The sequence below is a fragment of the Neorhizobium descurainiae genome, assembly GCF_051400715.1.
Classification (GTDB): domain Bacteria; phylum Pseudomonadota; class Alphaproteobacteria; order Rhizobiales; family Rhizobiaceae; genus Neorhizobium.
Genome location: NZ_JBLFFK010000007.1, coordinates 153,694 through 176,944 on the forward strand (window position 1 = coordinate 153,694; position 23,251 = coordinate 176,944).

At 63.7% G+C, this 23,251-nt stretch carries 21 protein-coding genes; 14 read left to right on the forward strand and 7 right to left on the reverse strand.

Translation table 11 applies throughout. From position 1 onward, the window contains the following. Positions 1-41 precede the first annotated feature (41 nt). On the reverse strand, positions 42-1,085 hold the full coding sequence (locus ACMGE0_RS14685; protein WP_436816607.1) for a Bug family tripartite tricarboxylate transporter substrate binding protein: 1,044 nt from the start codon (positions 1,083-1,085) through the stop codon (positions 42-44). A 73-nt stretch (positions 1,086-1,158) separates the two neighbouring features. On the opposite strand from ACMGE0_RS14685, the gene ACMGE0_RS14690 reads away from it, so the two are divergent. Both ACMGE0_RS14690 and ACMGE0_RS14695 read left to right on the forward strand, forming a co-directional pair. Continuing rightward, positions 1,159-1,332, forward strand: coding sequence for a hypothetical protein (locus tag ACMGE0_RS14690; protein WP_436816608.1), 174 nt, complete (start codon positions 1,159-1,161; stop codon positions 1,330-1,332). Further along, the gene (locus ACMGE0_RS14695) at positions 1,329-1,838 is read left to right on the forward strand and encodes a TIGR02444 family protein (protein WP_436816609.1); all 510 of its coding nucleotides are present in this window, start codon (positions 1,329-1,331) and stop codon (positions 1,836-1,838) included. The genes ACMGE0_RS14690 and ACMGE0_RS14695 overlap by 4 nt, the downstream gene beginning before the upstream one ends. 9 nt (positions 1,839-1,847) lie before the next feature. Here ACMGE0_RS14695 and ACMGE0_RS14700 read toward each other — a convergent pair whose 3' ends face one another. From ACMGE0_RS14700 to ACMGE0_RS14715, 4 genes are all read right to left on the reverse strand, one after another. Next, positions 1,848-2,432: a UbiX family flavin prenyltransferase gene (locus ACMGE0_RS14700; protein WP_436816610.1), complete on the reverse strand. Its 585-nt coding sequence runs from the start codon at positions 2,430-2,432 to the stop codon at positions 1,848-1,850. 18 nt (positions 2,433-2,450) lie between these two features. Beyond that, entirely contained in the window at positions 2,451-3,137 is a 687-nt protein-coding gene (locus ACMGE0_RS14705) for a GntR family transcriptional regulator (RefSeq protein WP_436816611.1), read from the reverse strand. Positions 3,138-3,253: 116 nt separating this feature from the next. Further along, on the reverse strand, positions 3,254-5,563 hold the full coding sequence (locus ACMGE0_RS14710; RefSeq protein WP_436816612.1) for a xanthine dehydrogenase family protein molybdopterin-binding subunit: 2,310 nt from the start codon (positions 5,561-5,563) through the stop codon (positions 3,254-3,256). Positions 5,564-5,665: 102 nt separating this feature from the next. Next, positions 5,666-7,312, reverse strand: coding sequence for a UbiD family decarboxylase (locus ACMGE0_RS14715; protein WP_436816613.1), 1,647 nt, complete (start codon positions 7,310-7,312; stop codon positions 5,666-5,668). A gap of 255 nt (positions 7,313-7,567) precedes the next feature. On the opposite strand from ACMGE0_RS14715, the gene ACMGE0_RS14720 reads away from it, so the two are divergent. The 4 genes from ACMGE0_RS14720 (at position 7,568) to ACMGE0_RS14735 (ending at position 12,409) form a co-directional block, all read left to right on the forward strand. Beyond that, complete coding sequence (locus ACMGE0_RS14720; protein WP_436816614.1) at positions 7,568-10,000, forward strand: xanthine dehydrogenase family protein molybdopterin-binding subunit; 2,433 nt, start codon at positions 7,568-7,570, stop codon at positions 9,998-10,000. Between the two features lie 11 nt (positions 10,001-10,011). Beyond that, positions 10,012-10,947: an ABC transporter substrate-binding protein gene (locus tag ACMGE0_RS14725; protein ID WP_436816615.1), complete on the forward strand. Its 936-nt coding sequence runs from the start codon at positions 10,012-10,014 to the stop codon at positions 10,945-10,947. 137 nt (positions 10,948-11,084) lie between these two features. Then, positions 11,085-11,576: a (2Fe-2S)-binding protein gene (locus ACMGE0_RS14730; RefSeq protein ID WP_436816616.1), complete on the forward strand. Its 492-nt coding sequence runs from the start codon at positions 11,085-11,087 to the stop codon at positions 11,574-11,576. A gap of 17 nt (positions 11,577-11,593) precedes the next feature. Continuing rightward, positions 11,594-12,409 carry an FAD binding domain-containing protein gene (locus ACMGE0_RS14735; RefSeq protein WP_436816617.1) on the forward strand — a complete coding sequence of 272 codons (816 nt, stop codon included), beginning with the start codon at positions 11,594-11,596 and terminating at the stop codon, positions 12,407-12,409. Between the two features lie 51 nt (positions 12,410-12,460). On the opposite strand, the gene ACMGE0_RS14740 is transcribed toward ACMGE0_RS14735, so the two are convergent. Together ACMGE0_RS14740 and ACMGE0_RS14745 are read right to left on the reverse strand one after the other, a co-directional pair. Beyond that, positions 12,461-14,170: a thiamine pyrophosphate-requiring protein gene (locus ACMGE0_RS14740; RefSeq protein WP_436816618.1), complete on the reverse strand. Its 1,710-nt coding sequence runs from the start codon at positions 14,168-14,170 to the stop codon at positions 12,461-12,463. 53 nt (positions 14,171-14,223) lie between these two features. Continuing rightward, positions 14,224-14,718: a MarR family winged helix-turn-helix transcriptional regulator gene (locus ACMGE0_RS14745; protein WP_436816619.1), complete on the reverse strand. Its 495-nt coding sequence runs from the start codon at positions 14,716-14,718 to the stop codon at positions 14,224-14,226. 213 nt (positions 14,719-14,931) lie between these two features. Here ACMGE0_RS14745 and ggt point away from each other — a divergent pair, with 213 nt between their 5' ends. The 8 genes from ggt (at position 14,932) to ACMGE0_RS14785 (ending at position 23,251) form a co-directional block, all read left to right on the forward strand. Then, positions 14,932-16,524 carry a gamma-glutamyltransferase gene (gene ggt, locus ACMGE0_RS14750; RefSeq protein ID WP_436816620.1) on the forward strand — a complete coding sequence of 531 codons (1,593 nt, stop codon included), beginning with the start codon at positions 14,932-14,934 and terminating at the stop codon, positions 16,522-16,524. A gap of 168 nt (positions 16,525-16,692) precedes the next feature. Beyond that, entirely contained in the window at positions 16,693-17,487 is a 795-nt protein-coding gene (gene modA / locus ACMGE0_RS14755) for a molybdate ABC transporter substrate-binding protein (RefSeq protein ID WP_436816731.1), read from the forward strand. 306 nt (positions 17,488-17,793) lie between these two features. Beyond that, on the forward strand, positions 17,794-18,033 hold the full coding sequence (locus ACMGE0_RS14760; RefSeq protein ID WP_436816621.1) for a hypothetical protein: 240 nt from the start codon (positions 17,794-17,796) through the stop codon (positions 18,031-18,033). 86 nt (positions 18,034-18,119) lie between these two features. Further along, on the forward strand, positions 18,120-18,359 hold the full coding sequence (locus ACMGE0_RS14765; protein ID WP_436816622.1) for a hypothetical protein: 240 nt from the start codon (positions 18,120-18,122) through the stop codon (positions 18,357-18,359). A 170-nt stretch (positions 18,360-18,529) separates the two neighbouring features. Further along, positions 18,530-19,231 carry a molybdate ABC transporter permease subunit gene (gene modB / locus ACMGE0_RS14770; RefSeq protein ID WP_436816623.1) on the forward strand — a complete coding sequence of 234 codons (702 nt, stop codon included), beginning with the start codon at positions 18,530-18,532 and terminating at the stop codon, positions 19,229-19,231. Continuing rightward, positions 19,228-20,298: a molybdenum ABC transporter ATP-binding protein gene (gene modC / locus ACMGE0_RS14775; protein WP_436816624.1), complete on the forward strand. Its 1,071-nt coding sequence runs from the start codon at positions 19,228-19,230 to the stop codon at positions 20,296-20,298. The genes modB and modC overlap by 4 nt, the downstream gene beginning before the upstream one ends. A 224-nt stretch (positions 20,299-20,522) precedes the next feature. After that, entirely contained in the window at positions 20,523-21,878 is a 1,356-nt protein-coding gene (locus ACMGE0_RS14780; protein ID WP_436816625.1) for an ABC transporter substrate-binding protein, read from the forward strand. Positions 21,879-21,940: 62 nt separating this feature from the next. After that, positions 21,941-23,251, forward strand: coding sequence for a carbohydrate ABC transporter permease (locus ACMGE0_RS14785; protein ID WP_436816626.1), 1,311 nt, complete (start codon positions 21,941-21,943; stop codon positions 23,249-23,251).

A 23,251-nucleotide genomic window follows, 5' to 3' on the forward strand; every position in this document is an offset into this window, starting at 1 on the left:
GGCAAAAGCCGCGCGGCCTGAATGCCGCGCGGTTGATCGGATCAGTTGCTGAAGCCGTCCGCGATCGCCTTCTGGAGTGTCGCGACGACTTCCGGCGGGGTGGAGATGATCCTCTTGACGATCTCGTCGACCTCCTTGCCGGTCATCGGCACGATCGGGATCGAGCGGGCCTTGGCGTCGGCGAGGAATTCCGGATCCTTCACCAGCTCGTCGAAGGCCTTGGAAAGGCCTTCGATCCGGTCTTCCGGAGTGCCGGGCGGGGTCATCAGAGCGCGGCCGATATCGCCGCCGGCGCCGAAGAACTCGATCGCCTGCTTCTTGGCCGGGTCGTTGGTCAGCTCGACAGCCGTCGGGGTGTTCGGCAGGTCCGGCAGGCGCTTTTCGGAGAACTGGACGACCGGGACGACGTCGCCTGCGGCAAGCTGCTGGGCGTAATTGACCGACCAGTTGGCCCAGACGGTGGTGGTCAGGTCGGCTTCGCCGCGGAAGACGGCAAGCGCGCTGGCAGTCGCGCTGTCGTAACCGCAGACCATGTTGAACTTGGAGCCGATCAGCGACTTCAGCACCGCGCCGGTCTGGGCGCTCGACGTGGTGCGGCCGGAGCAGCTCACGTTGGCTTCGGTCTTCAGCGAATCCTCGATCGACTTCACCGGCGAATCCTTGCGGGCCATCATGACCGACGTCACGTCGGCGGCACGGCCGATGAAGCGCATCTTGGAAACGTCCCAGCGGCTTTTCTTCGGGTCGAGGACCTGGTCCTGGGCGAGCGATTCCGGCAGGAGCGCAACCATGGTGCCGTCCTTCGGCGCCTTGGTGTAGAAATGCGCCGCCGCCAGCGAGCCGCCCCCGCCCGGCATGCCCTGAACGATCACGGTCGGCTTGCCTGGTATGTGCTTGCCGAAATGCTGGGCGAGCAGCTGCGCGTAAAGGTCGTATGAACCACCCGGCGGATGGCCGATCAGGATCGTGACGGTCTTGCCGCTATAGAAGTCGGAAACGGCATCTGCCTGAGCCGAGACCGCGCCGAAAATGGTGGCACAGGCCGTCGCCGCAGCGACGGCCAAAAGGTGAATCGATTTGAGCATTCAGAACTCCCTCCCTTGGGCCGGCCCTCCCGGCACGTCCCGTATTGGTCAGATACTATGATGATAGTACTGTATGACAAAGAAGGAGGCGACGCAACAACGAAAGCGGATAGCTTTGGCATCATTGATGAATGCCTTCGCGCTTTTCGCCGTCGGAAACCAACGCATTTTCCTCCCGAAGCTTGCCTCTTTTGCTGCCGGGCTGATAAGCGCAACAGCCTGGCTTGAAAAGGGAGAGGCACGATGACCGCCGACAGTCGGGAGAGACTTTGGGATTTCGCGCTGCGCCTCTATGCCGCGCCGGATGTGGCCGATGCCTGCCTCGTCCTGCAGGACGAAAGCGGCGTCGACGTGCCGGTGCTTCTCTTTTCCGCCTGGCTTGCCAAGAAGCATTCCGTGCCGCTGAGCGAGGCGGAGCTCGCGCGTATCGACGGTCTCGTCGCCGACTGGCGGAACGAGGTGGTGAAGCCGTTGCGGACCATCCGCCGCCGGCTGAAAAATGGGCCGTATCCGGCGCCGACGAAGGAAACGGAAGCACTGCGCAATGGCGTGAAGGGTGCTGAGCTCAATTCGGAAAAGATCGAGCTGGCGGTGCTGGAGACGGAAGGAGAGACCCTGATCGCGGCAGGGTCGAGATCGGGCGATGCCGGGGAAAATCTCTCGCGCGTGCTGCGGTATTTTCGCGGCCCCGAGCCGGACGCCAAAGCCTGCGAAGCGCTTGCTGCGGTCGAAAGGGCTCTCGCCGCGCTCTGAATCTCGTGCCTAGTGCTGGCCGAGGCCGTCCGGGCCTTCCTTCCAGCGCTTGACCATCGGCAGGTGGATGTCGAAGAGGTCGAGCGCGCGGCCCACCGTCTGGGTCACCATGTCGTCGAGCGTCTTCGGCTTGGAATAGAAGGCCGGCACGGGCGGCATGACGATCGCGCCGTTGCGGGTCGCCTGGTCCATCAGCGCGATATGGCCCGCATGCAGGGGCGTTTCGCGGAAGAGCAGCACCACGCGCCGGCGCTCCTTGAGGCAGACGTCGGCGGCGCGGACGATCAGCTCGTCATTGTAGCAGTTGGCAATCCCGCTCAGCGTTTTCACCGAGCAGGGCGCGACGAGCATGCCTGCGGTGCGGAAGGAGCCGGAGGAAATCGCCGCGCCGATATCCCTGTAATTATAGAGCACGTCGGCGAGCCCCTTGATCTCGTCCGCGCTCATGTCGATCTCATCGGTCGCGGTCCGGAAGGCGGAAGGCGAGATCACCGCATGGGTCTCCACGTCCTCGATCTTCCTCAGGAGCTGGAGCGCGCGGACGCCATAAACGACCCCGGAAGCTCCGGTAATGGCGATGATGATGCGGCGCATGGGTATAGGATCCTAAAGTTATCGCGCCCCGTCTGCGGCCCGGAAGGCGGAGATCGCCGAATTCGCCACATGCTTTTCTGCAGCGGCCTTTGCGGCGGTCTTGTCGCGCTTGACGATCGCGGCGACAATGGTGTCGATCTCGGTGATGCTCTGGCTCTGGCGCTCCGGGCGGACGACGGAGCGGCGGCGGAGCGGGGAGGTGAGAAGCGTCAGCTTCTTCAACAGATCGAAGGCGATCGGATTGCGCGCGCCGGTGCAGATACGGTCGTAGAAATCGCGCTTGGTCGCCACGATCTCCTCGGCATTTCCGCCGCGATAGGCCTTTTTCAGGACCTCGCTCTGGGCCTTCAGCGCCTGGACCTCGTCGTCGGGCGCGTTTTCGATGAATTGCTCGACGATCAGCGGCTCCAGCACGCCGCGGATGCGGTAGATGTTTTCCGCATCGGAGCGGGTGACGGTGGCGACCGTGAGGCCCCGGTTGTTGAGGTCCGTCAGGATGCCCTCGGCCTGAAGCTGGCGCAAAGCCTCGCGCAGCGAGGTGCGGCTGACATTGAGCCTCTCGCATAAGTCCTTTTCCACGAGGCGGGTGCCCGGCTCCAGCACGCCGGTCTCGATCGCTCGCCGCAGGGAGTTCATGATCTTGTTCCGCAGGGGAGCAGGCTCGTGAACAAGCGGGTTGAGAGGCTCTGCAAGCGGATTGGCCATATGTCTCCTCGAAACGACGGTGTTCAAACCAGTGTGATCACATGTCTGTCATACAAACAAACTTGCGATCCGTCACCTCTCCATTCAATCGATATTTCCAAAAGGATATACCGGGCTCAGAGTACCGATTCCTCCGTACGTTGCATTTGCAGCCGGCGCCAGACCCGTTCGGGCGTGGCGGGCATATCGATGTGCCTGATGCCGAAAGGATACAAGGCGTCCGAAACCGCGCTGATGACGGCAGAAAGCGCGCCGACCGTGCCCGCTTCGCCGGCACCCTTGACACCGAGCGGGTTCTGGCTGGTCGGAACGGGGAAGCCGGCGATCTCCACACCCGGCATGTCATGGGCGCGCGGCATGGCGTAATCCATGAAGGTCGCCGACAGGAGCTGTCCGGAGCCCGGATCGTAGACGGCGTTTTCCATCAGCGCCTGGCCGAGCCCCTGCGCGACGCCGCCGGTGATCTGGCCCTTCACCAGCAGCGGATTGACCATGCGGCCGACGTCGTCGACCACCGAATAGGCGGCAAGCTCCACATGGCCGGTCTCCGGATCGACCTCCACCTCGCAGATATGACAGCCGTTCGGGAAGGTGGCGCCTTCGTTGCTGACGAAGTTCTCCGCCGATACGGAATCCGATTCGGCGATCACCTCCGCAAAGGAGATTGCACGGTCGGTACCGGCAATCCGGTATTCGCCGGATTGGAAGACGATATCCGCCTCATCGGCTTCCAGGCGCTCGGCGGCCTGCTCCTTCAGCTTTTCGACGATCGTATCGGCAGCCGTCCAGATGGCGCCTCCGGCAGCCGCCAATGTCCGCGAGCCGAACGTGCCGGTCCCCTGCGGCACTTCATGCGTATCGCCGGTGACGATCTCCATGCCGTCCGTGTCGAGGCCGAGCTTATCGGCGATGATCTGGCGGAAGACGGTGCCATGGCCCTGGCCACTGTCCATCGAGCCTACATGGATGCGCACCTTGCCGTCCGGCGAGATTTCCATACGGGCGAACTCCGGGTTGGGCTTGGCGGCCGGGCCGCCGGCGATCTCGATCGGATTGGCGATCCCGATGCCGCGGAGCTTCCCGCGCGTCCTGGCTTCGGCGCGGCGGGCCTCGAAGCCGGACCAGTCGGCCATTTCCAGCGCCTTGTCGAGGACGCCGGGAAAGTCGCCGGAATCATAGGTGAAGATGAAGCCGCTCGACCAGGGCATCTCTTCCTTCGGCACGAGGTTGCGGCGGCGGAGTTCCGCCCGGTCGATGCCGGTTTCATAAGCGGCAAGGTCGATCATCCGCTCGATGATATAGGTCGCTTCCGGCCGCCCGGCGCCGCGATAGGGTGCGGTCTGCTGGGTATTGGTGAAGACCCCGTCCACCCGGGCGTGGATTTTCGGGGTTTGGTAGACACCGGCAATGCCGCCGATATTGGCGACAGGCGGATGCACCGTCGCAGGCCCCAGATAGGCGCCGAGATTGGCGCGAACACGCACGTCGAACGCCAGAAACTTTCCGTCCGCGTCGAGCGCGAGCGCGGCATCGGCCCACATGTCGCGGGCATGGGCATCCGACTGGAAGGCTTCGAGCCGGTCGGCGGTCCATCGGATCGTGCGGCCGGTCTGTTTCGCGGCGAAGAGAAGGGCCGGATATTCGGGATAGCCGGCGTTCTTCATGCCGAAGGAGCCGCCGCAATCGGAGGCGACCACATGCACCTTGTCCGGCGAGACGCTGAGGACCGGGCCGACATCGCCGGAAACGCGGTGCGGCGCCTGGGTTCCGAGTTCGAGCCGGTAGAGGCCGGCTGCCGGATCGTAGGAGGCAATCGCGCCCCGCGTCTCGATCGGTGCGGCGACGACGCGGGAAATCCTCAGCCGTTGCCGCACGACCGTATGGGCCGAGGCGATCGCCGCATCGACGCCCGGTTTGTCGCCCTTTTCGAAGGTGAAGCAGCGGTTGTCGGGGAATTCGTCCCAGACGAGCGGCGCATCGGGGGAAACGGCTTCCAGCGGATCGATCACCACCGGCCGCTCCTCGATCTCGACCATGACGGCTTCGGCGGCGGCGAGCGCGGCTTCTTTGGTTTCGGCGACGACGACGGCGACCGGGTCGCCGACATAACGCACGGCATCGACGGCCAGCGGATAGAAGACCGGCACGCGCATCTCGCCGCCGTCGGGGCCGGGATGCCTGCCGCGCGGCTGGATGGGCTGAACACCTGCGGCCTTGAGGTCGGTGCCGGTGACGATCGCGACGACGCCCGGCATTCCGTCGGCGGCGCTGGTATCGATCGAGACGATCCTGCCGGAGGCGGTCTGGGAACGGACGAAAACGGCCGCAGCCTCGCCCTTGCCGGCGAGGTCGTTCAGGTAGCGGCCGCGGCCGGTGATCAGCGCATCGTCCTCAAAACGCAGTTGCGACTGGCCGATCTTCAGCATCGTTCCTCCAAAAGGCATGCAAAGGTTTTGAATAGGTATGGATTGATCTGAAAATGCCAGAGGCGCGGACGGCCTCCGAACCATCCGCGCCGGCAGATTGCATCAGCCCTTGCCACCCTCGGGGTTTTCGATGTCACGGGCCGGGGTTTCGGGCTTCATGCCGCCTTTGCGGCGGGCAAGCGTGTTCTCGCCGGTCTGGCGCCAGTCGCCGGCGACCGCATCGTCGGCGAACCGGGACCACAGGTCGCTCCAGTCGCCCAGCGAATAACCATGCCATGGCGGCTGAGGCGTGAGGCGGGGAAGCTGCAGGTCTTCCCAGATCTGCCGCGCCTTGACCATGTAGGGTTCGGCCGGCAGCGCCAGCGGCGGCATCGGCGCCTTCAGCGTCGCATCGATCAGCATCGTGCCTTCGGCGCTCTTCGAACCGGATTTCGGTCCGTGTCCGCCGGAGCGGTAGGGCGTGATATGCACGTCGTCGATCATGTTGGCGCGATAGGCGAGCGACCAAAAGACGGCATCGGCATTGCGGCTGTCGATATCGTCGGACACCGCTATGACGATCTTGCCGCACTGCGCCTGCAGCGTCGCGGCCCCTTGCAGCCCCCGCCAGATTTCCGATTGCGGCGCCGAGTGGTCGAATTCCAGGAAGATCACCTTGCGGATATTGGTGAGCGGCTCGTGCATGACGACGCGCCTGATGCCCTTGACGTTCAGCACCTTCTTCAGGTGGTTCAAAAAGAGCGGTTCGTAGGCGACGCGCTTCAGTACGCTCGATTCGCTCGGCGTCACCTGGGAGACGATCGAGACGAGGACCGGCTTCCTCTTGCGGGTGATGGCGGTGACCGTCATCGACATGTTGAAGTCTTCGAGCGCCACGTGGCCGTGGCTTTCGCCGAACGGGCCTTCCGGCTCCAGAAGCACCGGATCGATCAGGCCTTCGATGACGATTTCCGCGTCCGCCGGCACTTCGAGGTCGATCGTCTTGCACTTGACGATGCGGATCGGCTCGCCGATCAGGCCGCCTGCGACGCCCAGTTCGTCCTGGTCGATCGGCAGCTTCTGCGGTCCGGTGAAGAGCACCGCCGGCGCGCAGCCGATGACGATGGCGCAGGGCATCGGCTTGCCCATCTTCTGGTATTTCAGCCAGTGCTGGTAGCCGCCGGCGCCTGAAAGGCGGCTCGCCATGCGCACGCCGAGGCGGTCTTCCGCCTTCAGAGCGGCGCGATAGGTGCCCATGTTGCGGATGCCGTTTTCCGGGTCGCGGGTGACGCAGAGGGTCGCGGTGAAATAGGGCGCGCTGTCGAAGCCCGGCGTCGAGATCGGTACCGGCAGGGAGCCGAGGCCCTTGCCTTCCCGCTTCAGCTCGTCGCCGGTGACGACCACTTCCTGGCAGGGCGCTTCATCGACCATGACCGGCTCGATCGGCCGCTCCATGGCGTTGACCCAGACATCGCCGATCTCGTCTTCGGAAACGCCGAGGCCGGCCGCGTAGATGGCCGGCGAGGCGGCAAGCACGCCGACGGCGACCGGGATGTCGTATTTCTCGCCCTTGGCGCTCTTCACTTCGGTGAATAGGAAGCCGCGGCGCTGCTCGTCCGGCAGGCCGCCCTGGAACTGCCAGCGGGCAAGCGGATGCAGCTCGCTGTCCTTGTCGATCGGAACCTGGATCTTCGTCAGAAGCCCGAGAGCGTCCAGCCGCTGCAGGTGCTCCTGCAGATCGAGGGGCGCCTTGCGCGCGAACGTGGTCATGTAAGTTTCACTCCCAAACCGCTCCGGCTGCCGCCTGAGAAGGTCGGGAAGCCGGTGTCTTCCTTAAACTGAGGGCATCGAGCCGTGAGAGGCAACCGCTCCTCTGAATGCAGGGCGATCTTTTCGATTGCATTATACTGCCATATTGTCATACATTAATACGAAGAGCAACAGCATCTCGAAGTGCTCGAAGAGAGTTCCTGGACGGATTGGCGGACGGGAGAAACCGCCGTGAATTCAAACAGAAGAGGTCTTATGAAAAGCCCGCTGCAGACCATTGCGCCTGACGTGATCATGCACCCGCTGAAGCAGCCGAAGCCAGGATCGGTCGAGCTTTCGCCCGAGATGAAGCTGGTGCGGGAGGCGCTGTTCAAGCATGTCGGCAAACCGATCCCGCGCAAGGAAGACGGCCGCCTGATCACCGGCAAGGGCCGCTTCTCCGACGATTTCTCGCTGCCCGGCCAGACCTATGCGGCGATCGTCCGTTCGCCCTATCCGCATGCCCGCATTCTCGGTATCGACAAGGCCGAAGCCCTGGCAAGTGAAGGCGTACTGCTCGTCCTGACCGGCGAGGATATCCTTGCCGACGACATCAAGCCAATCCCGCACAATCCCGTCCCGTCCACCAATTTCGACATGAAATTGCGGGCAAAGGACGGCAGCCATGCCTTCACCGGTCCGCATTATCTCCTGCCCGCCGACAAGGCCCGCCATGTGGGCGAGGCGGTCGCCATCGTCGTTGCCGAAACCGCCGCACAGGCCGCGGACGGCGCGGAAAGGGTCGTCGTCGACTGGGAAGAACTGCCTTACGTGACCGACACTGCCAAGGCTGCCGAACCGGGCGCCCCGACCATCTGGGATGAGGTTCCGGACAATGTCTTCATCGACACGACCTTCGGCGACAAGGAGGGCACCGACGCCGCCTTTGCCAAGGCCGACCATGTGGTGAAGGCTGAGTTCCACATCCACCGCGTCACCGGCGTCACCATGGAGCCGCGTTCTTCGCTTGGCTCCTACGATCCGGAAACCAGGCGCTATACGCTTTATGCCGGCAGCGGCGGCGCGGTGCGCCAGAAGAACGAACTTTCCAAAGTGCTCGGCATCGAGGCGAAAGACCTGCGTGTGCTCTCCTTCGACGTCGGCGGCAATTTCGGCACCCGCAACCGCGTCTATGTGGAGTTCGGCCTGGTTCTCTGGGCTTCCGCCAAGATCGGCCGGCCGGTGAAATACACCGCGACCCGCTCGGAATCCTTCCTCACCGACTATCAAGGCCGTGACCTCGTGACCAAGGTGGAGCTTGCGATCCGCAAGGACGGCAAGTTCTTGGGCCTCCGCGCCGACAACCTTTCGAATGTCGGCGGTCGGGCCGTGTCGCTGTCACCGCTCAGCAAGGGCTCGGGCCTGATCACCGGCTCCTACGACATTCCCTATGCGACGCTGCGCGCCCGCGCGGTGTTTTCGAACACCATGTGCACCCAGGCCTATCGCAGTTCCGGCCGTCCCGAAGTGACCTATGCGATCGAGCGCCTTGTGGAGCTTGCGGCCGACCGGCTTGGTTTCGACAAGCTGGAACTGCGCCGCATGAACCTCGTCCCGCCATCGGCCATGCCCTATACCAATGCGGTCGGCTCGGTCTACGACAGCGGCGAATACGAAAAGAACATGGACCGCGTGCTCGAACTTGCGGAATGGGATAGGTTCGAAGCCCGCAAGACGGAGGCCGCCAGGCGTGGCAAGCTGCTCGGCCGCGGCTTCGCCAACTATGTGGAATCCTCGATCGGCACGCCGAAGGAGCGCGCCGAGATCGAGATCAAGGACGACGGCAATATCGAGGTGGTCATCGGCACCCAGCCGAGCGGCCAGGGCCATGAGACGAGCTTCGCCCAGGTGGTGGCGGACATGATCCAGGTGCCGGTCGAAAAGGTCTGGATCGTCATCGGCGATACCGACATCGTCAGCGTCGGCGGCGGCTCGCATTCGGGCCGATCGATGCGTCATGCCGGTACTGTCATGGCCATGGCCTCGGCCGATCTTCTCGCCGAGGGCAGGAAGCGCGCCGCCGAACTGCTCGGCTCGACACCGGACCGGATCGATTTCGAAGGCGGCGTCTTCAAGCTTAAGAATTCCAATCGGACGATCGACATTTTCGAGCTTGGCCGTCGCACGCGCGCCAGCCACGGGCCGCTGCGCGTCGTCAAGGACAACGAGATGCACACGCCGGTCTTCCCGAATGGTGCGGCCGTCTGCGAGGTCGAGGTCGACCGCGACACAGGCCACGTGCAGATCGTCCGCTACACGACGATCGACGATGTCGGCCGCTGCATCAACCCGCTGATCGTCCACGGCCAGACGCATGGCGGCATCGCCCAGGGCGTCGGCCAGGCCATGTGGGAACTCTGCGCCATTGACCAGAACAGCGGGCAGCCGCTCGCCGGCTCCTTCATGGACTACGGCCTGCCGCGCTCCGACACCATGCCGAGCTTCAAATGCGAGATCGCCGAGGTCATCTCGCCCACCAACCCGCTGGGCATCAAGGCCGGCGGCGAGGGCGGCACGACGCCGGCGCTTGCAACCGTCGTCAACGCCGTTGTCGACGCGCTTTCTGAATTCGGCGTCAAGGACATCCAGATGCCGGTCACCCCGGCCAATGTCTGGCGCGCCATGAACAGCGGACGCAAGGCGTCCTGAGGAGTTTTTCCATGACCGATTTGAAGACCGTTCGCGTCATCGCATTTCCGGGCGCGCCGAACCTGCCGACCTTTGCTGGGATTGAGCAGGGTTTCTTTGCGGCCGAGGGCCTGAATGTCGAAGTCTCTCTGACACCGAGCTCCGTTGCCCAGGCCGAAAAGACCGCCGCCGGGGAGTTCGATATCGTGTTTACCGCCTTCGACAATGTCGTCGCCTATGGCGAGGGTCAGGGCGCGGCGGCCGAAGGCGTCAATCCGGATTATGTCGTGCTGATGGGGGCGACCCAGCTCGAACTTGCGATCGTCACGGCGCCGGAGGTCAAGACCTACGAGGATCTGAAGGGCCGTTCGATCGCGCTCGATGCTCTCACCACCGGCTTTGCCTTCGTGCTCTTCGAGATGATGGCCAAGAGCGGCCTCAGCCGCGACGACGTGACCTTCGCCGCCGTCGGCGCGACGCCGCAACGCTGGCAGTCGGTGAAATCAGGCGAACATGCCGCGACGCTGACGATCGAGCCTTTCACCAGCATCGCCAAACGCTCCGGCTTCAACGTGCTCGACGTCTCGTCGAACCATTTCGACAGCTATCAGGGTGGTGCGATTGCCGCCCGCCGTGCCTATGCCGCCGTGAATCCGGAAACGGTAAAGGCGTTCATGCGCGCCTACCTGAAGGGTCTCGAATGGACGCTCGACCCGAAGAACCGCGAGGCGGCCGCCGAACTGCTGCAGGCCAAGATGCCGGATATCCAGCCCGCCGCCGTTCCGTCGATCATGGCGAGCCTCCTGTCGCCGCGTTCGGGCTTGACGCCCGGTTCCAAAATCCTGCCGGAGGGCATGAAGACGGTCCTCGACCTGCGTTCGCGCTACGGCAAGGGCGGCAGGCAGTTGACCGATATTTCCAAATATCTCGACCTCTCGTTCTTCGAGGCGGTCACCGGTGGGAAATGACGGCGGATGCCCTCCGGAACGGATGACACGCAACGAGATGCATATATCATAACCTGACATATCGCGGCCGACGGGCTTGCCCGGAATTGTCATCGGGACTCGGCCTTGAATTTTGTGGATTTGAAGAGGAGGGGCGCATGTCCCGCATCACTATCACCGTCAACGGCACGCCGCAGACACGCGACGTCGAGGATCGCACGCTGCTCGTGCAGTTCATCCGAGAGCATCTCGGCCTCACCGGTACCCATGTCGGCTGCGACACGACCCAGTGCGGTGCCTGTACGATCCATCTCGACGGACAGGCCGTGAAGAGCTGTACCGTGCTTGCCGTCGCCGCCGACGGTTCCGAAGTGACGACGATCGAGGGTCTGGCCGACGGCGGCACGCTGCATCCGGTCCAGCAGGCCTTCCACGAGCACCACGGCCTGCAGTGCGGTTATTGCACGCCGGGCATGATCATGGCGTCCGTCGATATGATCCGCCGCCATGACGGCATGCTCGACGAGCACACGGTCCGCCATGAGCTGGAAGGCAATCTCTGCCGTTGCACCGGCTATCACAACATCGTCAAGGCGGTGCTGGACGCCGCCGAGAAGCATCGCGCGGCGCATGCCGTGGCGGCCGAGTAAGCGGAGAGGATCAGGCCATGTATGCAACGACCTACCACAAGCCGAAGACGCTCTCCGAAGCCGTCAGCCTCTATGAGAACTCCGAGGAGGCGTCCTATCTCTCCGGCGGCCATACGCTGATCCCGACGCTGAAGAGCCGGCTTGCCGCGCCGCAACACCTGATCGACGTCCGCGCCATTCCGGAACTCTCCGGCATCGAGGTGAGCGCCGACAAGGTGATCATCGGCTCGGCCACCAAGCATGCGGTCGTCGCCGCTTCCAGGGAAATCAAGGCGGCGATCCCGGCGCTATCAGGCCTTGCCGGCTCGATCGGCGACGTGCAGGTGCGCCATATGGGCACGATCGGCGGCTCGACCGCGAACAACGACCCGGCGGCCGACTATCCCGCCGCAGTTCTGTCGCTCGACGCCGTCGTCCATACCGATCGCCGTGCGATCCCGGCCGACGACTATTTCCAGGGCCTCTACACGACGGCGCTGGAGCCGGGCGAAATCCTCGTCCGCGTCGAGTTCAAGATCCCGGAGATCGCCGGCTACGCCAAGTTCCGCAATCCGGCTTCGCGCTATTCCATGGCTGCATCCTTCGTCGCCAAGCATCGCGACGGCCATATCCGCGTGGCAATCACCGGCGCCGGCAATGAAGGCGTGTTCCGCTGGACCGAAGCCGAGGAGCGGCTGACGGAGAACCTTTCGGCGGAGGCACTCGAAGGTCTCACCATCGATCCGTCGCAGATGATGGGCGACATGCATGCGCCGGCCGATTATCGCGCCCACCTTGTCGCCGTCATGACCCGCCGGGCCGTGAGGAACCTCGGCGGCACGCACATTCTCTGACGACCTTCCCAAACGGAATGGCCGGCGAGGCAAACTTCCCCGGCTTTTTCTTTATGCGATGCGGATTTCGACGAGCGCCTGGGTCTTCTCGACCGTCACATGCTCGATCGCCGCCTTCAGGACGGAAAGCAGCTCGTCGCCGCGCTCGACCTTGGTCGTCCAGGCACGGCTGGCGGAGGCGACCTTGGTGAAATCCGGCGAGGGCGCGAGCGACACGAGCGGCATATCGTTCGATTTCGCCGCATAACCATCCGGATAGACGCCGAGCACCGATTGGCGCACCGCACCCCATTCGGCATTGTTGAGCACCAGCACGAGGAGGGGGATCTCCAGCGCCTCGGCGATCTGGTGGCAGGCGACCGGGTTCGAGAACATGTAGGAGCCGTCGCCCATGGTGGCGGTCACCAGCCGGTCCGGATCGGCAAGCTTCATGCCGAGACCTGTCGGGAAGGACCAGCCGAGGCCCCCCGAATGCGGCTCCTGATACCAGGAGCCGTGGTCCCTGAGGGTCAGCGGTTCGAGCGGGGCGCCGAGCTCGGAAAGCACGGTCGCCCTGCGTCCCTCGATCGCCTTCGACAGGCAGAAGCTGACGAAGGCCTTGGTCATCTGTTCGCCATTGCCGGCCTCCGCCTGGCGCAGAACCTCGGCGCGGCGTTTTGCGGCTGCGCCCTTCACCTCAGCACGTCGCGCGTCGCGCTCCTTCACGGTGGCATCGAGATAGGGTTTTGCCGCTTGTGCCAGCGCCAGGATGATTTCGGAAGTGTCACCCGTCAGCGCCAGGTCGCACGGGAAGTTGCGCACCGGAAAGCGGGAATAGAGCGGGTCCTGGCCGATATGGACGACCTTACAGCCCTCACTCAGCGGATGGATGTCCGGCGACCAGGGGGCGAGGCAGTCGATCACCAGCACGAGATCGGCATCCGCGAGCCAGGGGCCCGGATCGACGCCGACGGCCATCGGATGATCGGTCGGCACGCCGAGCTGGACGGCCCAGTACTGGCAGACCGGGATGCCCCAATCGAGCGCCAGTTCAGACAATGCCGCAAAGCCCTCTTCGCTGCCGGCCCCGCGCTGCGAGATGATCAGCGGACGCTTGGCCTGGCTCAGGAGCTTGACTGCCGTTTCGAGATCCGAAGCACGGGGAGCTGCGATCGCCGGCGCGATACGGCTCGGGTCGCTCAACTCACCGGCAGGGCAGGGCTCGCAGAGCACTTCACGCGGCAGGCTCAGATAGACCGGCCCGCGCGGCGTGGACGTGGCGATGGCATGCGCCCGGTCGATGATCTCCACCGCTTGTTCGGGGAATTTCAGCTCGTAGTCCCATTTCACCGCCTCGCGGATCATGGCCGTCTGGTCGCGCATCTCCTGGCCCCAGCCGATCGGCACGGTGCGGGCGCCGAGCCTGCCTTTCTCGACGACCGGCGTGCGGCCGGAAAAGAGAAGCATGGGAATGTGTTCGGTCGCCGCGTTGATCGCGCCGATCGCGCAGTTGGCGAGCCCGACATTGGTATGCGCCATCACCGCCTGCGCCCTACCGGTGGCGAGATAATAGCCGTAGGCCATGCCCATTGCGGCGTTCTCGTGCGGAATGACGACCGCTTTCGGCAGCGGGATCTGCTTCGCCGCGGCCTCCGCCAGCCCCTCGATGATCGGCGGGAAATCCGTGCCGGAATTGGCAAAGATATAATCGACGCCGACCACCTTCAGGCGCGCCAGGATGGCGCCGCCGGCGGTGATGCTCTCGGCCGTGGTCGCGGTCATGACATTCTCCTCCACAGCGGGGCATGCGAACTGCCGCCGCCCTCAAAATTCTGCTAGGCTTCGAGCATCGCCGCGATCCGGCCAAGCACGGCAATCAGCAGCGCCTTGTCTTTTCCGGCTATGTCGTCGAGACGGCGGTCATGCGCATCGGCGATGGCATGCAACCGCTGCTGCATGCTTCGCCCCTCTTCCGTGAGGCGAACGCTGTAGCTGCGCTGATCCTCCGGGTTCGAGCGCCGTTCGATCAGTCCGCGTGTGGCAAGCCCCTTGAGGCTCGACGTCAGTGTCGAGCGGTCGCGGCCGCAGATGCGGCTGAGTTCGGAAGGCGTCATGCTCTCCCGCTCGGCAAGCACCGTCAGCAGCGCATACCAGCCGGGCTTCAGGTCCGCCTTCCCGGCTGCCTTGGCGAAGGCATGAAAGGATGCCTCCTGCGCCACGCGCAGATGATAGCCGATGAGATTGTGAAATGCGGCCGGAACGAACGCGTCGTTCTCCGCAGGGGCTGTCCGATCCCCTTCCGTACGCCGAGCAGATGATTCCACAGTCATGCCCTATCCTCCCCGGAGGAACCTACTGGAATTCAGGGGAATCAGCAAGATAGTTTGACATCAAATTATTTCGGCAGGCCTCACGCGATACATCAAGTTCGATCGGGGAGGAATGAATCGGGCCTTGATAGCCGGCTCCCGGCATGGTCTGTTGCGTGACGAGATCATGAAGCGCCGCGAAACCCTCCGCCATTTTCCCATGACGAGAGCGATATGAGAGACTTCGAACTACCCGGCCGCTCGCTGGCCGTCGGCCGCACGGCCATGGCGGCCACGTCCCAACCGCTGGCGACGCTGACGGCGATCGACATCATGCGAAACGGCGGCAATGCGATCGACGCGGCGGTCGGCGCCTGCGCCGTGCAATGCGTCGTGGAAGCGGGTTCCACCGGTATCGGCGGCGATTGCTTCGCGCTCATCTCGCTTGGCGGCACGGACAATGTGCTTGCCTATAACGGCTCAGGCCGGGCGCCAGCGGCCGCGACCGTCGAACATCTCCGCTCCCTCGGCGTCGCCAGTCTCGAGCGAAGGTCGCCGCATACGATCACCGTGCCGGGTGCTGTGGACGCCTGGACGCGGCTCGTCGCCGATCACGGCCGCATGAAGATGGCGGACATTCTGGCGCCGGCGATCAAACTCGCGCGCGATGGCTACGTGCTTGCGCCGCGTACTGCGCACGACCTGGCGGCGCAGGCCGACGTGATCCGCCCGGACCCCGCCGCTAGCCGCACCTTCCTGGTGGACGGCAAGGCGCCGCCGGCCGGCTCGATCCAATATCAGAAGGCGCTGGCGGAGACACTGGAGGCGATCGGCCGGGAGGGGAGGGATGCCTTCTATCGCGGCCCGATCGCCGAGGGCATGGTGCGCTACCTGAACAGCATCGGCGGCCTTCACACGCTGGAGGATTTCGCCGGTGCCGAGGGCGAATACGTGACGACGATCAAGACCACGTTCCGAGGCCACCAGATCCACGAATGCCCGCCGAACGGCCAGGGCGTCATCGCGCTGATGATCCTCAACATCCTCGCCCATTTCCCGGGTTCCGGCGATCCGCTGTCTGCCGAGCGGCTGCATATCGAAGTGGAGGCGACGCGGCTTGCCTATGCGGCGCGCCAGCGGTTCCTCGCCGATCCGGCCAAGGTGGACGTGCCGGTCGATTACCTGCTTTCCGAGACGCTCGCGAGGGAGCTTGCAGACATGATCGACCCGGAAAAGGCGATCGAGGATCTGCCGAAATTCGACGAGGTGCCGCACAAGGATACGATCTACCTCTCGGTGGTCGATGGCGACCGCAACGTGGTGAGCTTCATCAACTCGATCTTCTTCGTCTATGGCAGCGGCCGCATGGACCCGAAAAGCGGCGTGCTCTTCCACAATCGCGGCTTCAGCTTCTCGCTCGATCCGGACCATCCGAACGCGATCGCGCCCGGCAAGCGGCCGATGCACACGATCATTCCCGGCATGGTGACGAAAGACGGCCGCGCGGTCATGTCCTTCGGCGTCATGGGCGGCCAGTATCAGGCGATGGGCCACGCCCATCTCCTCTCCAAGGTCTTCGACTACGGCATGGACCTGCAAAGCGCCATCGACCTGCCGCGCCTCTTCCCGTTGCCGGGCACCAATCAGGTGGAGATGGAGCATCGGCTGCGGAACACGATCGGTGCGGATTTCAAGCGCCGCGGTTTCCAGGTCAAGGCGCCGGAACCGGCTATGGGCGGGGCTCAGGCGATCTGGATCGACTGGAAAACCGGCGTTCTGCGGGGCGGTTCCGACCCTCGCAAGGACGGCATGGCACTCGGCATCTAGGCCCACCCGCAGGCTTCGCATCCGCCGCAGCCAGATCCGCTGCGGCGGGCGACCCGCGTTTTTCCATCTTCCTCCGATCAAGATATTTTGCGGTATATAACGCTAGTCAAACCCTGGCCTTCGATATATTCAGGAGAATATTCCGCTTGAGGATTGGAGAGGGAAATGATGACCATCAACCGACGCTCTTGGATCAAGGCAGCCGCCGCTGCCGCTACGGCTGCCTTTCTGTCGCTGACCAGCCTTGCCGCCCCGGCCGCAGCGCAGGAAAAGGTAACCGTCTTTGCCGCAGCCAGCATGAAGAACGCGCTCGACAACGCCAACAAGGCCTGGAGCGCCCAGGGGGGCAGGGACGTGACGGTTTCCTACGCCGCCAGCTCGGCGCTCGCCAAGCAGATCGAGGCCGGCGCGCCGGCCGATATCTTCATCTCCGCCGATCTCGACTGGATGAAATACGTCTCCGACAGGAAGCTGGTGAAGGAGGGCACCCAATCCAACTGGCTCGGCAACCGCATCGTGCTGGTCGCCGCCAGGGACAATGCCGCACCGGTCGACATCAAGCCCGGTTTCGATCTCGCCGGTCTGTTGAAGGGCGGCAGGCTTGCCATGGGTGAGCCGAATGCGGTTCCCGCCGGCAAGTACGGCAAGGCGGCGCTCGAAAAGCTCGGCGTCTGGTCCTCGGTGGAAAAGAGCGTCGCCAGCGCCGAAAGCGTGCGTGCCGCGCTCGCTCTGGTGTCCCGAGGTGAAGCGCCTTACGGCATCGTCTATCAGACCGACGCGGCCGCCGATCCTGGCGTCTCGGTGGTCGGCACGTTCCCTGAGGATGCCCATCCGCCGATCATCTATCCGATCGCAATCCTGTCGGAATCGAAATCTCCAGACGCTGCCGCCTATCTCAAATATTTGAAGTCGGCAAAAGCTGCCCCCTTTTTCGAGAAGGAAGGCTTTACCGTTCTGAACTGACCCCCACGTCATGAAACGCGGATGAAAACGGCTCCGTGCGGGCCGTTTTCCTTTTTGGGCCAACTGGTTGGCCTGCAATCGAGACGGACCGCGGCACTGCACCGCCACCGTCCTTGCCTCCATTCAAGAGCCGTTCACGCACTTGTTGTTCCGAATTGCCGAACATTCCGTTTGGAAACCGCGGCCTAGTGATCGCAAGCCGCCGCTCCCATCTCCGTCGTCGGAAGCACGACAACGGGCTTTCCGAAAGATCAATCGCGGAGCGTTACCTCCCAAGACGGCTCCGTCCTTGAAGGGAATATGACAATGAAGACTGTTCTTTCCACGCTGAAGACTGTTCTTTCCACGCTCGCCGCAGCCATGATCGCTACGGCTTCCTTCGCCGGCGTCGCACTTGCCGAAGGCGATTATTATGAAGGCGCCACCAAGACCCAGGCCGCTGCCAAGGTCGACGACGTCAAGACCGGCAGCATCGACCACGTCCGCGTCAGCGACAAGGGCGACATCCGGTCGGTCTTCGAAGCCAATAACGGCGACAACCACTAACCGCGCAGTTCATCCAATATACCGAACATATCCGCCGGCCGGTCGCAAACTTTAAGCCGCGGATGCACTCTGAAAGGAATGAAACAATGAAGACCTCTATATCCGCTATCGCCGCCATGGTCATGGCTGCTTCCTTCTCCGGCTCGGCTCTTGCCGAAGGCGACTATTATGAAGGTGTCTCGAAGGCTCCGATCACCACAAGCGCCCGCAGCGCAAAGGTCGACAGCAAGATCGACAGCGTCAGGACCGGCAGCATCGAGCAGGTCCGTGCAGACGACCGTCGCGACGGCCCGATCTTCAAGCATGAAAGCCGCGACAACCGCTAACCGGTAGCGCATGCCCTGGTGGAGGGAGAGACTTTGGCGATGCCATCGTGCTCTCCCACCGCCACCTTCCGAAACCTCCGAAATAAGTTTCCCGGCAGGGCCTAGCCATTCCCACCATCTCGATATATCCAGTGTGATATATTGCATTGCCGCTACGGGTGGATGGACGTTTGGACTGGCTTGTCTTGAGCGACGAGGAATGGACCGCGATCAGGCTCAGCCTGCGGGTTTCCGGCGTCGCGATGATCGTCAGCCTGCCGTTCGGCATCGTCGTCGCCTATCTGCTTGCCCGGGGCAGGTTCTGGGGAAAGTCGATCCTCAACGGCGTGGTCCACCTGCCGCTCATCCTGCCGCCGGTCGTCACCGGCTTCATTCTGCTGATCCTGTTCGGAAGACGCGGGATGATCGGCTCCTTCCTCGATGAATATCTCGGCATCGTCTTTTCCTTCCGCTGGACGGGAGCCGCGCTCGCCTGTGGCGTGATGGGCTTCCCGCTGATGGTGCGCTCGATCCGGCTCTCCATCGAAGCGGTCGACCGCAAGCTCGAAGAGGCCGCCGGCACGCTTGGCGCCCATCCGGCCTGGGTCTTCGCGACGGTGACGCTGCCGCTCATCCTGCCCGGCATCATCGCCGGCATGATCCTGTCCTTCGCCAAGGCGATGGGAGAATTCGGCGCGACAATCACCTTCGTCTCCAACATTCCGGGCGAAACCCAGACGCTGTCGGCGGCGATCTACACCTTCACTCAGGTGCCGGGCGGTGACGCCGGTGCCATGCGGCTGACGCTGGTGGCGGTCGCCATCTCGTTTGCCGCGCTGCTCGCCTCCGAATTCATGGCCTATCTGGTCGGCAGGAGGGTCGATATCGAATGACCCTTGTCGTCGAAGCGAAGCAGAAGCTCGGACAATTCTCGCTCGATGCCGGCTTTGCATCGGATGGCGGGGTGACCGCGCTGTTCGGCCGGTCCGGCTCCGGCAAGACCTCCCTGATCCGGGTGATCGCCGGCCTCCTGAAACCGGACCACGGCCGTCTGATGATCGACGGCGACGTGTTGTTGGATACGAAGGAGCGCATTTTCGTGCCGAAACACCGCCGCCGCTTCGGCTGCGTCTTCCAGGAAGGCCGGCTCTTCCCGCATCTCACCGTCCGCCAGAACCTCGATTACGGCCGCTGGTTCGCGCCGAAGAATGCGCCGGCCGCCGATTTCAGCCGCATCGTCGAGCTCCTCGGCATCGGCGCCCTGCTCGACCGGCGGCCGGGGAAACTCTCCGGCGGCGAAAAGCAGCGTGTGGCGATCGGCCGGGCGCTCCTGTCGGCGCCGCGGCTACTTTTGATGGACGAGCCGCTGGCTGCGCTCGACGATGAGCGCAAGGCGGAAATCCTGCCCTATCTCGAACGTCTGCGCGACGAGACCTCGACCCCGATCGTCTATGTCAGCCATTCGGTGGCCGAGGTGGCGCGGCTCGCAGACAAGGTGGTGATGATGAGGGACGGCCGTGTCGAGGCGGTCGGCACGCCGTCGGAAATTCTTGGCGGCACCGCCTTTCTTTCCTCCGACCGGCGGGATGCCGGCGCGGTGCTCGCGGGCACGGTCGAGGCGATCGATATTCCGCATCGGCTGGCGACCATCCGCCTTTCGGCGGCGCAGATCGTCGTGCCGGACGCGCATGTGGAAGAGGGCCGGACGGTGCGGGTGCAAATCCCCGAGCGCGACGTGATGGTCGCGACCCGGCGGCCCGAAGGCCTCAGCGCCCTCAATATCCTCGAAGGAGCAATCGCATCGATCGAGCCGGACGGCGAGGGCATGGTCCGCATCCGCATCCGCAGCGGCGAGGATATGGTGCTCGCCCGCATCACCGCGCTTTCCGTCGAACGCCTCGACTTGACACCCGAAAAGCCGGTCTTCGCCGTCATCAAGACGGTCGCTTTGGAGCGCTGATCATCGCCGATCCGGCAACCGCTTCCGCCTGTTCCGAACCGCGCATTTATGAAAATTCCGTCACGAAATGAAATTTTGCACACGCGTACATTTTGTCATCCGGGTGTTATGCGGCACCTCTAAACCGACCTCGTTGTGATGATCTTCAGCGCTTCTTCGCGCCAAGGGACGACCGGTCGTCCAGCGCAAAGGAGCAGCCATTTCGCTCTTCGGGGAGTAAAACCATGACTGTTCTTCCGATACTAAAATCCGCCACGCTTGCGGCCGTTCTTCTGGCCTCGACCGCCGTCTTTGCCTCCGCCAAGGATGTCACTATCAAGGTATGGGCCGGCGGCACCGGCCCGACGAACGACTATCGCATCGAGGCCATCAAGATGGCCGCCGATATCGTCCAGCGGGAAGCCAAGATCCGCGGCGAAGACCTCAATATCAAGGTCGAAGGCCAGGCCTGGACCGGCTGGGACGACTTCAAGCAGGCGGTGACGCTGGCGGCCGAATCCAACACGGCGCCCAACATCATCGTCTCCGGCCATGAGGATATCGGTCCCTGGTCGCAGTCGGGCCTGCTGCGCCCGATCGAGGACTATGTGGATTTCGGCGCCTGGCCGCTCAACCAGCTCTATCCGAACCTTATCGACGTCTCCTCCTATGACGGCCGCATCTGGGGCGTTCCCCAGGACGCCGAAGCGCGCCCGTTCTTCTTCTCCCGTAGCCACCTGAAGGCGATCGGTTACACGGATGCCGACATCGAGGCGCTTCCGGGCAAGGTAGAACGCGGTGAATACACGCTCTATTCGATGCTTGACGACGCCAAGAAAATGCAGGACGCCAAGGTGGTGGAGCCGGGCAAGGGCTTCATGCCGCGTCCGTCCAACGGCACCGATTACTGGCAGTTCTATCAAAGCTTCGGCGGCGAGATGACCGACGCCGAGTCCGGCAAGCTCGTTCTCGACCGTCAGGCGCTGACGGGCATGTATCAGTTCTTCGTCGATGCGGTCGCCAAGGGCGTCGTTCCGGCCACCTATCTCGGCACCACCTGGGACACCTGGCATCAGGCTGTCGCCAGCGACAAGGCCGGCATCTGGCACGGCGGCACCTGGCACAAGGCCGAATGGGAAACCAAGTGGGGCCTGAAAGACTTCTTCGGGCAGATGCAGTACAGCCTCATCCCGGCCGGCAACGAGAAGGGCCGCGCCAACACGATCACCCATCCGCTCGTTTATCTCCTGTCGAAGACCGGCACGGACGAGGACGCGACGATCGCCGCCGAACTGATCACCGTTGCCTCCGAGCCGCGCTTCAACACGCTGCATGCCATCAAGTCCGGCCACCTTGCCATCGGCACGGCGCAGGCGGGCATCGCGCTCTACGCCAACGACCGCTGGACCACCGTGGCGACGGAAGCCTTGCTGCCGCACGCGACCGCCATTCCGAACAACAGCGATTTCGGCGTGATCTGGAAGGCCATGTACAAGGGTCTCGAAGCCTCCTGGACGAAGACCTCGTCGGTCGCCGACGCCGTCAAGGCTGCCGAGACGGAAGTACGCTCCGCGCTCGGCGACAAGGTCGTCATCCGCTGATCCAACCCTCCTGCCGGGCGGAGCTTCATCCGCCCGGCTCTCCTCACGACCTTCGGTGATACATGCGTCTCAAGGCAAATCTTCTCGGCCTGGCCTTCATGGCTCCGGCGATGGTCTTGCTGCTCGGCTTCTTTTTTCTGCCGGCCGTCCTCACCGGCGTTTTCGCCTTCACCAACATGAGCACGGCGACAGGCATTACCGGCGGCTCCTACGTCATCACCGGCAATCTGCTTCGTTCGCTGTCCGAGGAAGGCCTCGGCCGCGAGACCATCGAAATGCTGGGGCGCTCGGTCTATACAATCGACCAGAAGGGGCTGGAAAAGGCGCGCGCCGCCAATGTCGAACCGAAACTGCTGGCCGAAATCGCCGAAAGGCTCGACGGCCGCACCTATAGCAGGGCGAGCGACTTCGAGCGCGACCTGAAGGCTCTTCCTTCCAGGCCGACGCGCGTGCGCGACCTCAAGATCGCCGCCGAGGCCTTCGAAACGTCCGTGCTCAATGTCCGCTATGCAAGCAGCGCTACGATGACGGCCGCGCTTCACGAGATACTCGACCAGCCGGCCGAAGGCACGATCGAGCGGATCGTCGAGGCGAGCTATACCGGCTGGACCTGGACGGCGGATAATTTCAAGAGCCTCGCTGTGTCGCCGGAGACCTGGCGCATCGTCGCCAACACGGTCTTCTATGTGACGCTGACGCTGGCGTTCAACGTCCTTGTCGGCCTGTTCCTGGCGATCACCACCTTCTATCTTCCGCCGGCCGGCGCCAGCTTCTTCAGCGTTCTGTGGCTGCTGCCCCGCATCACGCCGGTCGTCCTCTATGCCGTCCTGTGGAAATGGTTCACCTGGGACGACGGGTTCCTGTTCAACATTGCCCGCGAACTCGGCCTGCCCGCCTTCAACTACATGAAGGGTTCCGTCAGCAGCGCCTGGACGGTGGTCATCCTCGTCAACGGCTTCGTCGGCGCATCCTTCGGAATGATCCTGTTTTCCGGCGCGCTGAAGGCCATTCCGGTGCAGCAATTGTGGGCCAGCGAAGTGGACGGCGCCAGCCGCTGGCAACAGATCCGCTATATCATCCTGCCGCAGATGCGCTGGCCGATCCTGTTCGTCACCAGCTACCAGACATTGTCGCTGCTTTCGTCCTACCAGGAGATCTGGCTGACGACGAACGGAGGTCCGGGAAGCACGACGACGGTCTGGGCGCTCGAAGCCTTCAAGACGGCGCTCAACAACTACACCGGCAACCTGCAATACGGCCTTGGCGCGGCCATGGCGCTGATCCTCGTGACCGTCGGACTGGTACTCTCCGTCGTCTATCTGCGCCTGTTCCGCTTCGACGACATGATGTCGAAGCCCAGGATCGAATTTTAG

Excerpts from the sequence above, each read along its gene's own strand:
- ACMGE0_RS14685 (WP_436816607.1), bottom strand. The coding sequence starts at position 1,085 with ATGCTCAAATCGATTCACCTTTTGGCCGTCGCTGCGGCGACGGCCTGT.
- ACMGE0_RS14690 (WP_436816608.1), top strand. The coding sequence starts at position 1,159 with ATGACAAAGAAGGAGGCGACGCAACAACGAAAGCGGATAGCTTTGGCA.
- ACMGE0_RS14695 (WP_436816609.1), top strand. The coding sequence starts at position 1,329 with ATGACCGCCGACAGTCGGGAGAGACTTTGGGATTTCGCGCTGCGCCTC.
- ACMGE0_RS14700 (WP_436816610.1), bottom strand. The coding sequence starts at position 2,432 with ATGCGCCGCATCATCATCGCCATTACCGGAGCTTCCGGGGTCGTTTAT.
- ACMGE0_RS14705 (WP_436816611.1), bottom strand. The coding sequence starts at position 3,137 with ATGGCCAATCCGCTTGCAGAGCCTCTCAACCCGCTTGTTCACGAGCCT.
- ACMGE0_RS14710 (WP_436816612.1), bottom strand. The coding sequence starts at position 5,563 with ATGCTGAAGATCGGCCAGTCGCAACTGCGTTTTGAGGACGATGCGCTG.
- ACMGE0_RS14715 (WP_436816613.1), bottom strand. The coding sequence starts at position 7,312 with ATGACCACGTTCGCGCGCAAGGCGCCCCTCGATCTGCAGGAGCACCTG.
- ACMGE0_RS14720 (WP_436816614.1), top strand. The coding sequence starts at position 7,568 with ATGAAAAGCCCGCTGCAGACCATTGCGCCTGACGTGATCATGCACCCG.
- ACMGE0_RS14725 (WP_436816615.1), top strand. The coding sequence starts at position 10,012 with ATGACCGATTTGAAGACCGTTCGCGTCATCGCATTTCCGGGCGCGCCG.
- ACMGE0_RS14730 (WP_436816616.1), top strand. The coding sequence starts at position 11,085 with ATGTCCCGCATCACTATCACCGTCAACGGCACGCCGCAGACACGCGAC.
- ACMGE0_RS14735 (WP_436816617.1), top strand. The coding sequence starts at position 11,594 with ATGTATGCAACGACCTACCACAAGCCGAAGACGCTCTCCGAAGCCGTC.
- ACMGE0_RS14740 (WP_436816618.1), bottom strand. The coding sequence starts at position 14,170 with ATGACCGCGACCACGGCCGAGAGCATCACCGCCGGCGGCGCCATCCTG.
- ACMGE0_RS14745 (WP_436816619.1), bottom strand. The coding sequence starts at position 14,718 with ATGACTGTGGAATCATCTGCTCGGCGTACGGAAGGGGATCGGACAGCC.
- ggt (WP_436816620.1), top strand. The coding sequence starts at position 14,932 with ATGAGAGACTTCGAACTACCCGGCCGCTCGCTGGCCGTCGGCCGCACG.
- modA (WP_436816731.1), top strand. The coding sequence starts at position 16,693 with ATGACCATCAACCGACGCTCTTGGATCAAGGCAGCCGCCGCTGCCGCT.
- ACMGE0_RS14760 (WP_436816621.1), top strand. The coding sequence starts at position 17,794 with ATGAAGACTGTTCTTTCCACGCTGAAGACTGTTCTTTCCACGCTCGCC.
- ACMGE0_RS14765 (WP_436816622.1), top strand. The coding sequence starts at position 18,120 with ATGAAGACCTCTATATCCGCTATCGCCGCCATGGTCATGGCTGCTTCC.
- modC (WP_436816624.1), top strand. The coding sequence starts at position 19,228 with ATGACCCTTGTCGTCGAAGCGAAGCAGAAGCTCGGACAATTCTCGCTC.
- ACMGE0_RS14780 (WP_436816625.1), top strand. The coding sequence starts at position 20,523 with ATGACTGTTCTTCCGATACTAAAATCCGCCACGCTTGCGGCCGTTCTT.
- ACMGE0_RS14785 (WP_436816626.1), top strand. The coding sequence starts at position 21,941 with ATGCGTCTCAAGGCAAATCTTCTCGGCCTGGCCTTCATGGCTCCGGCG.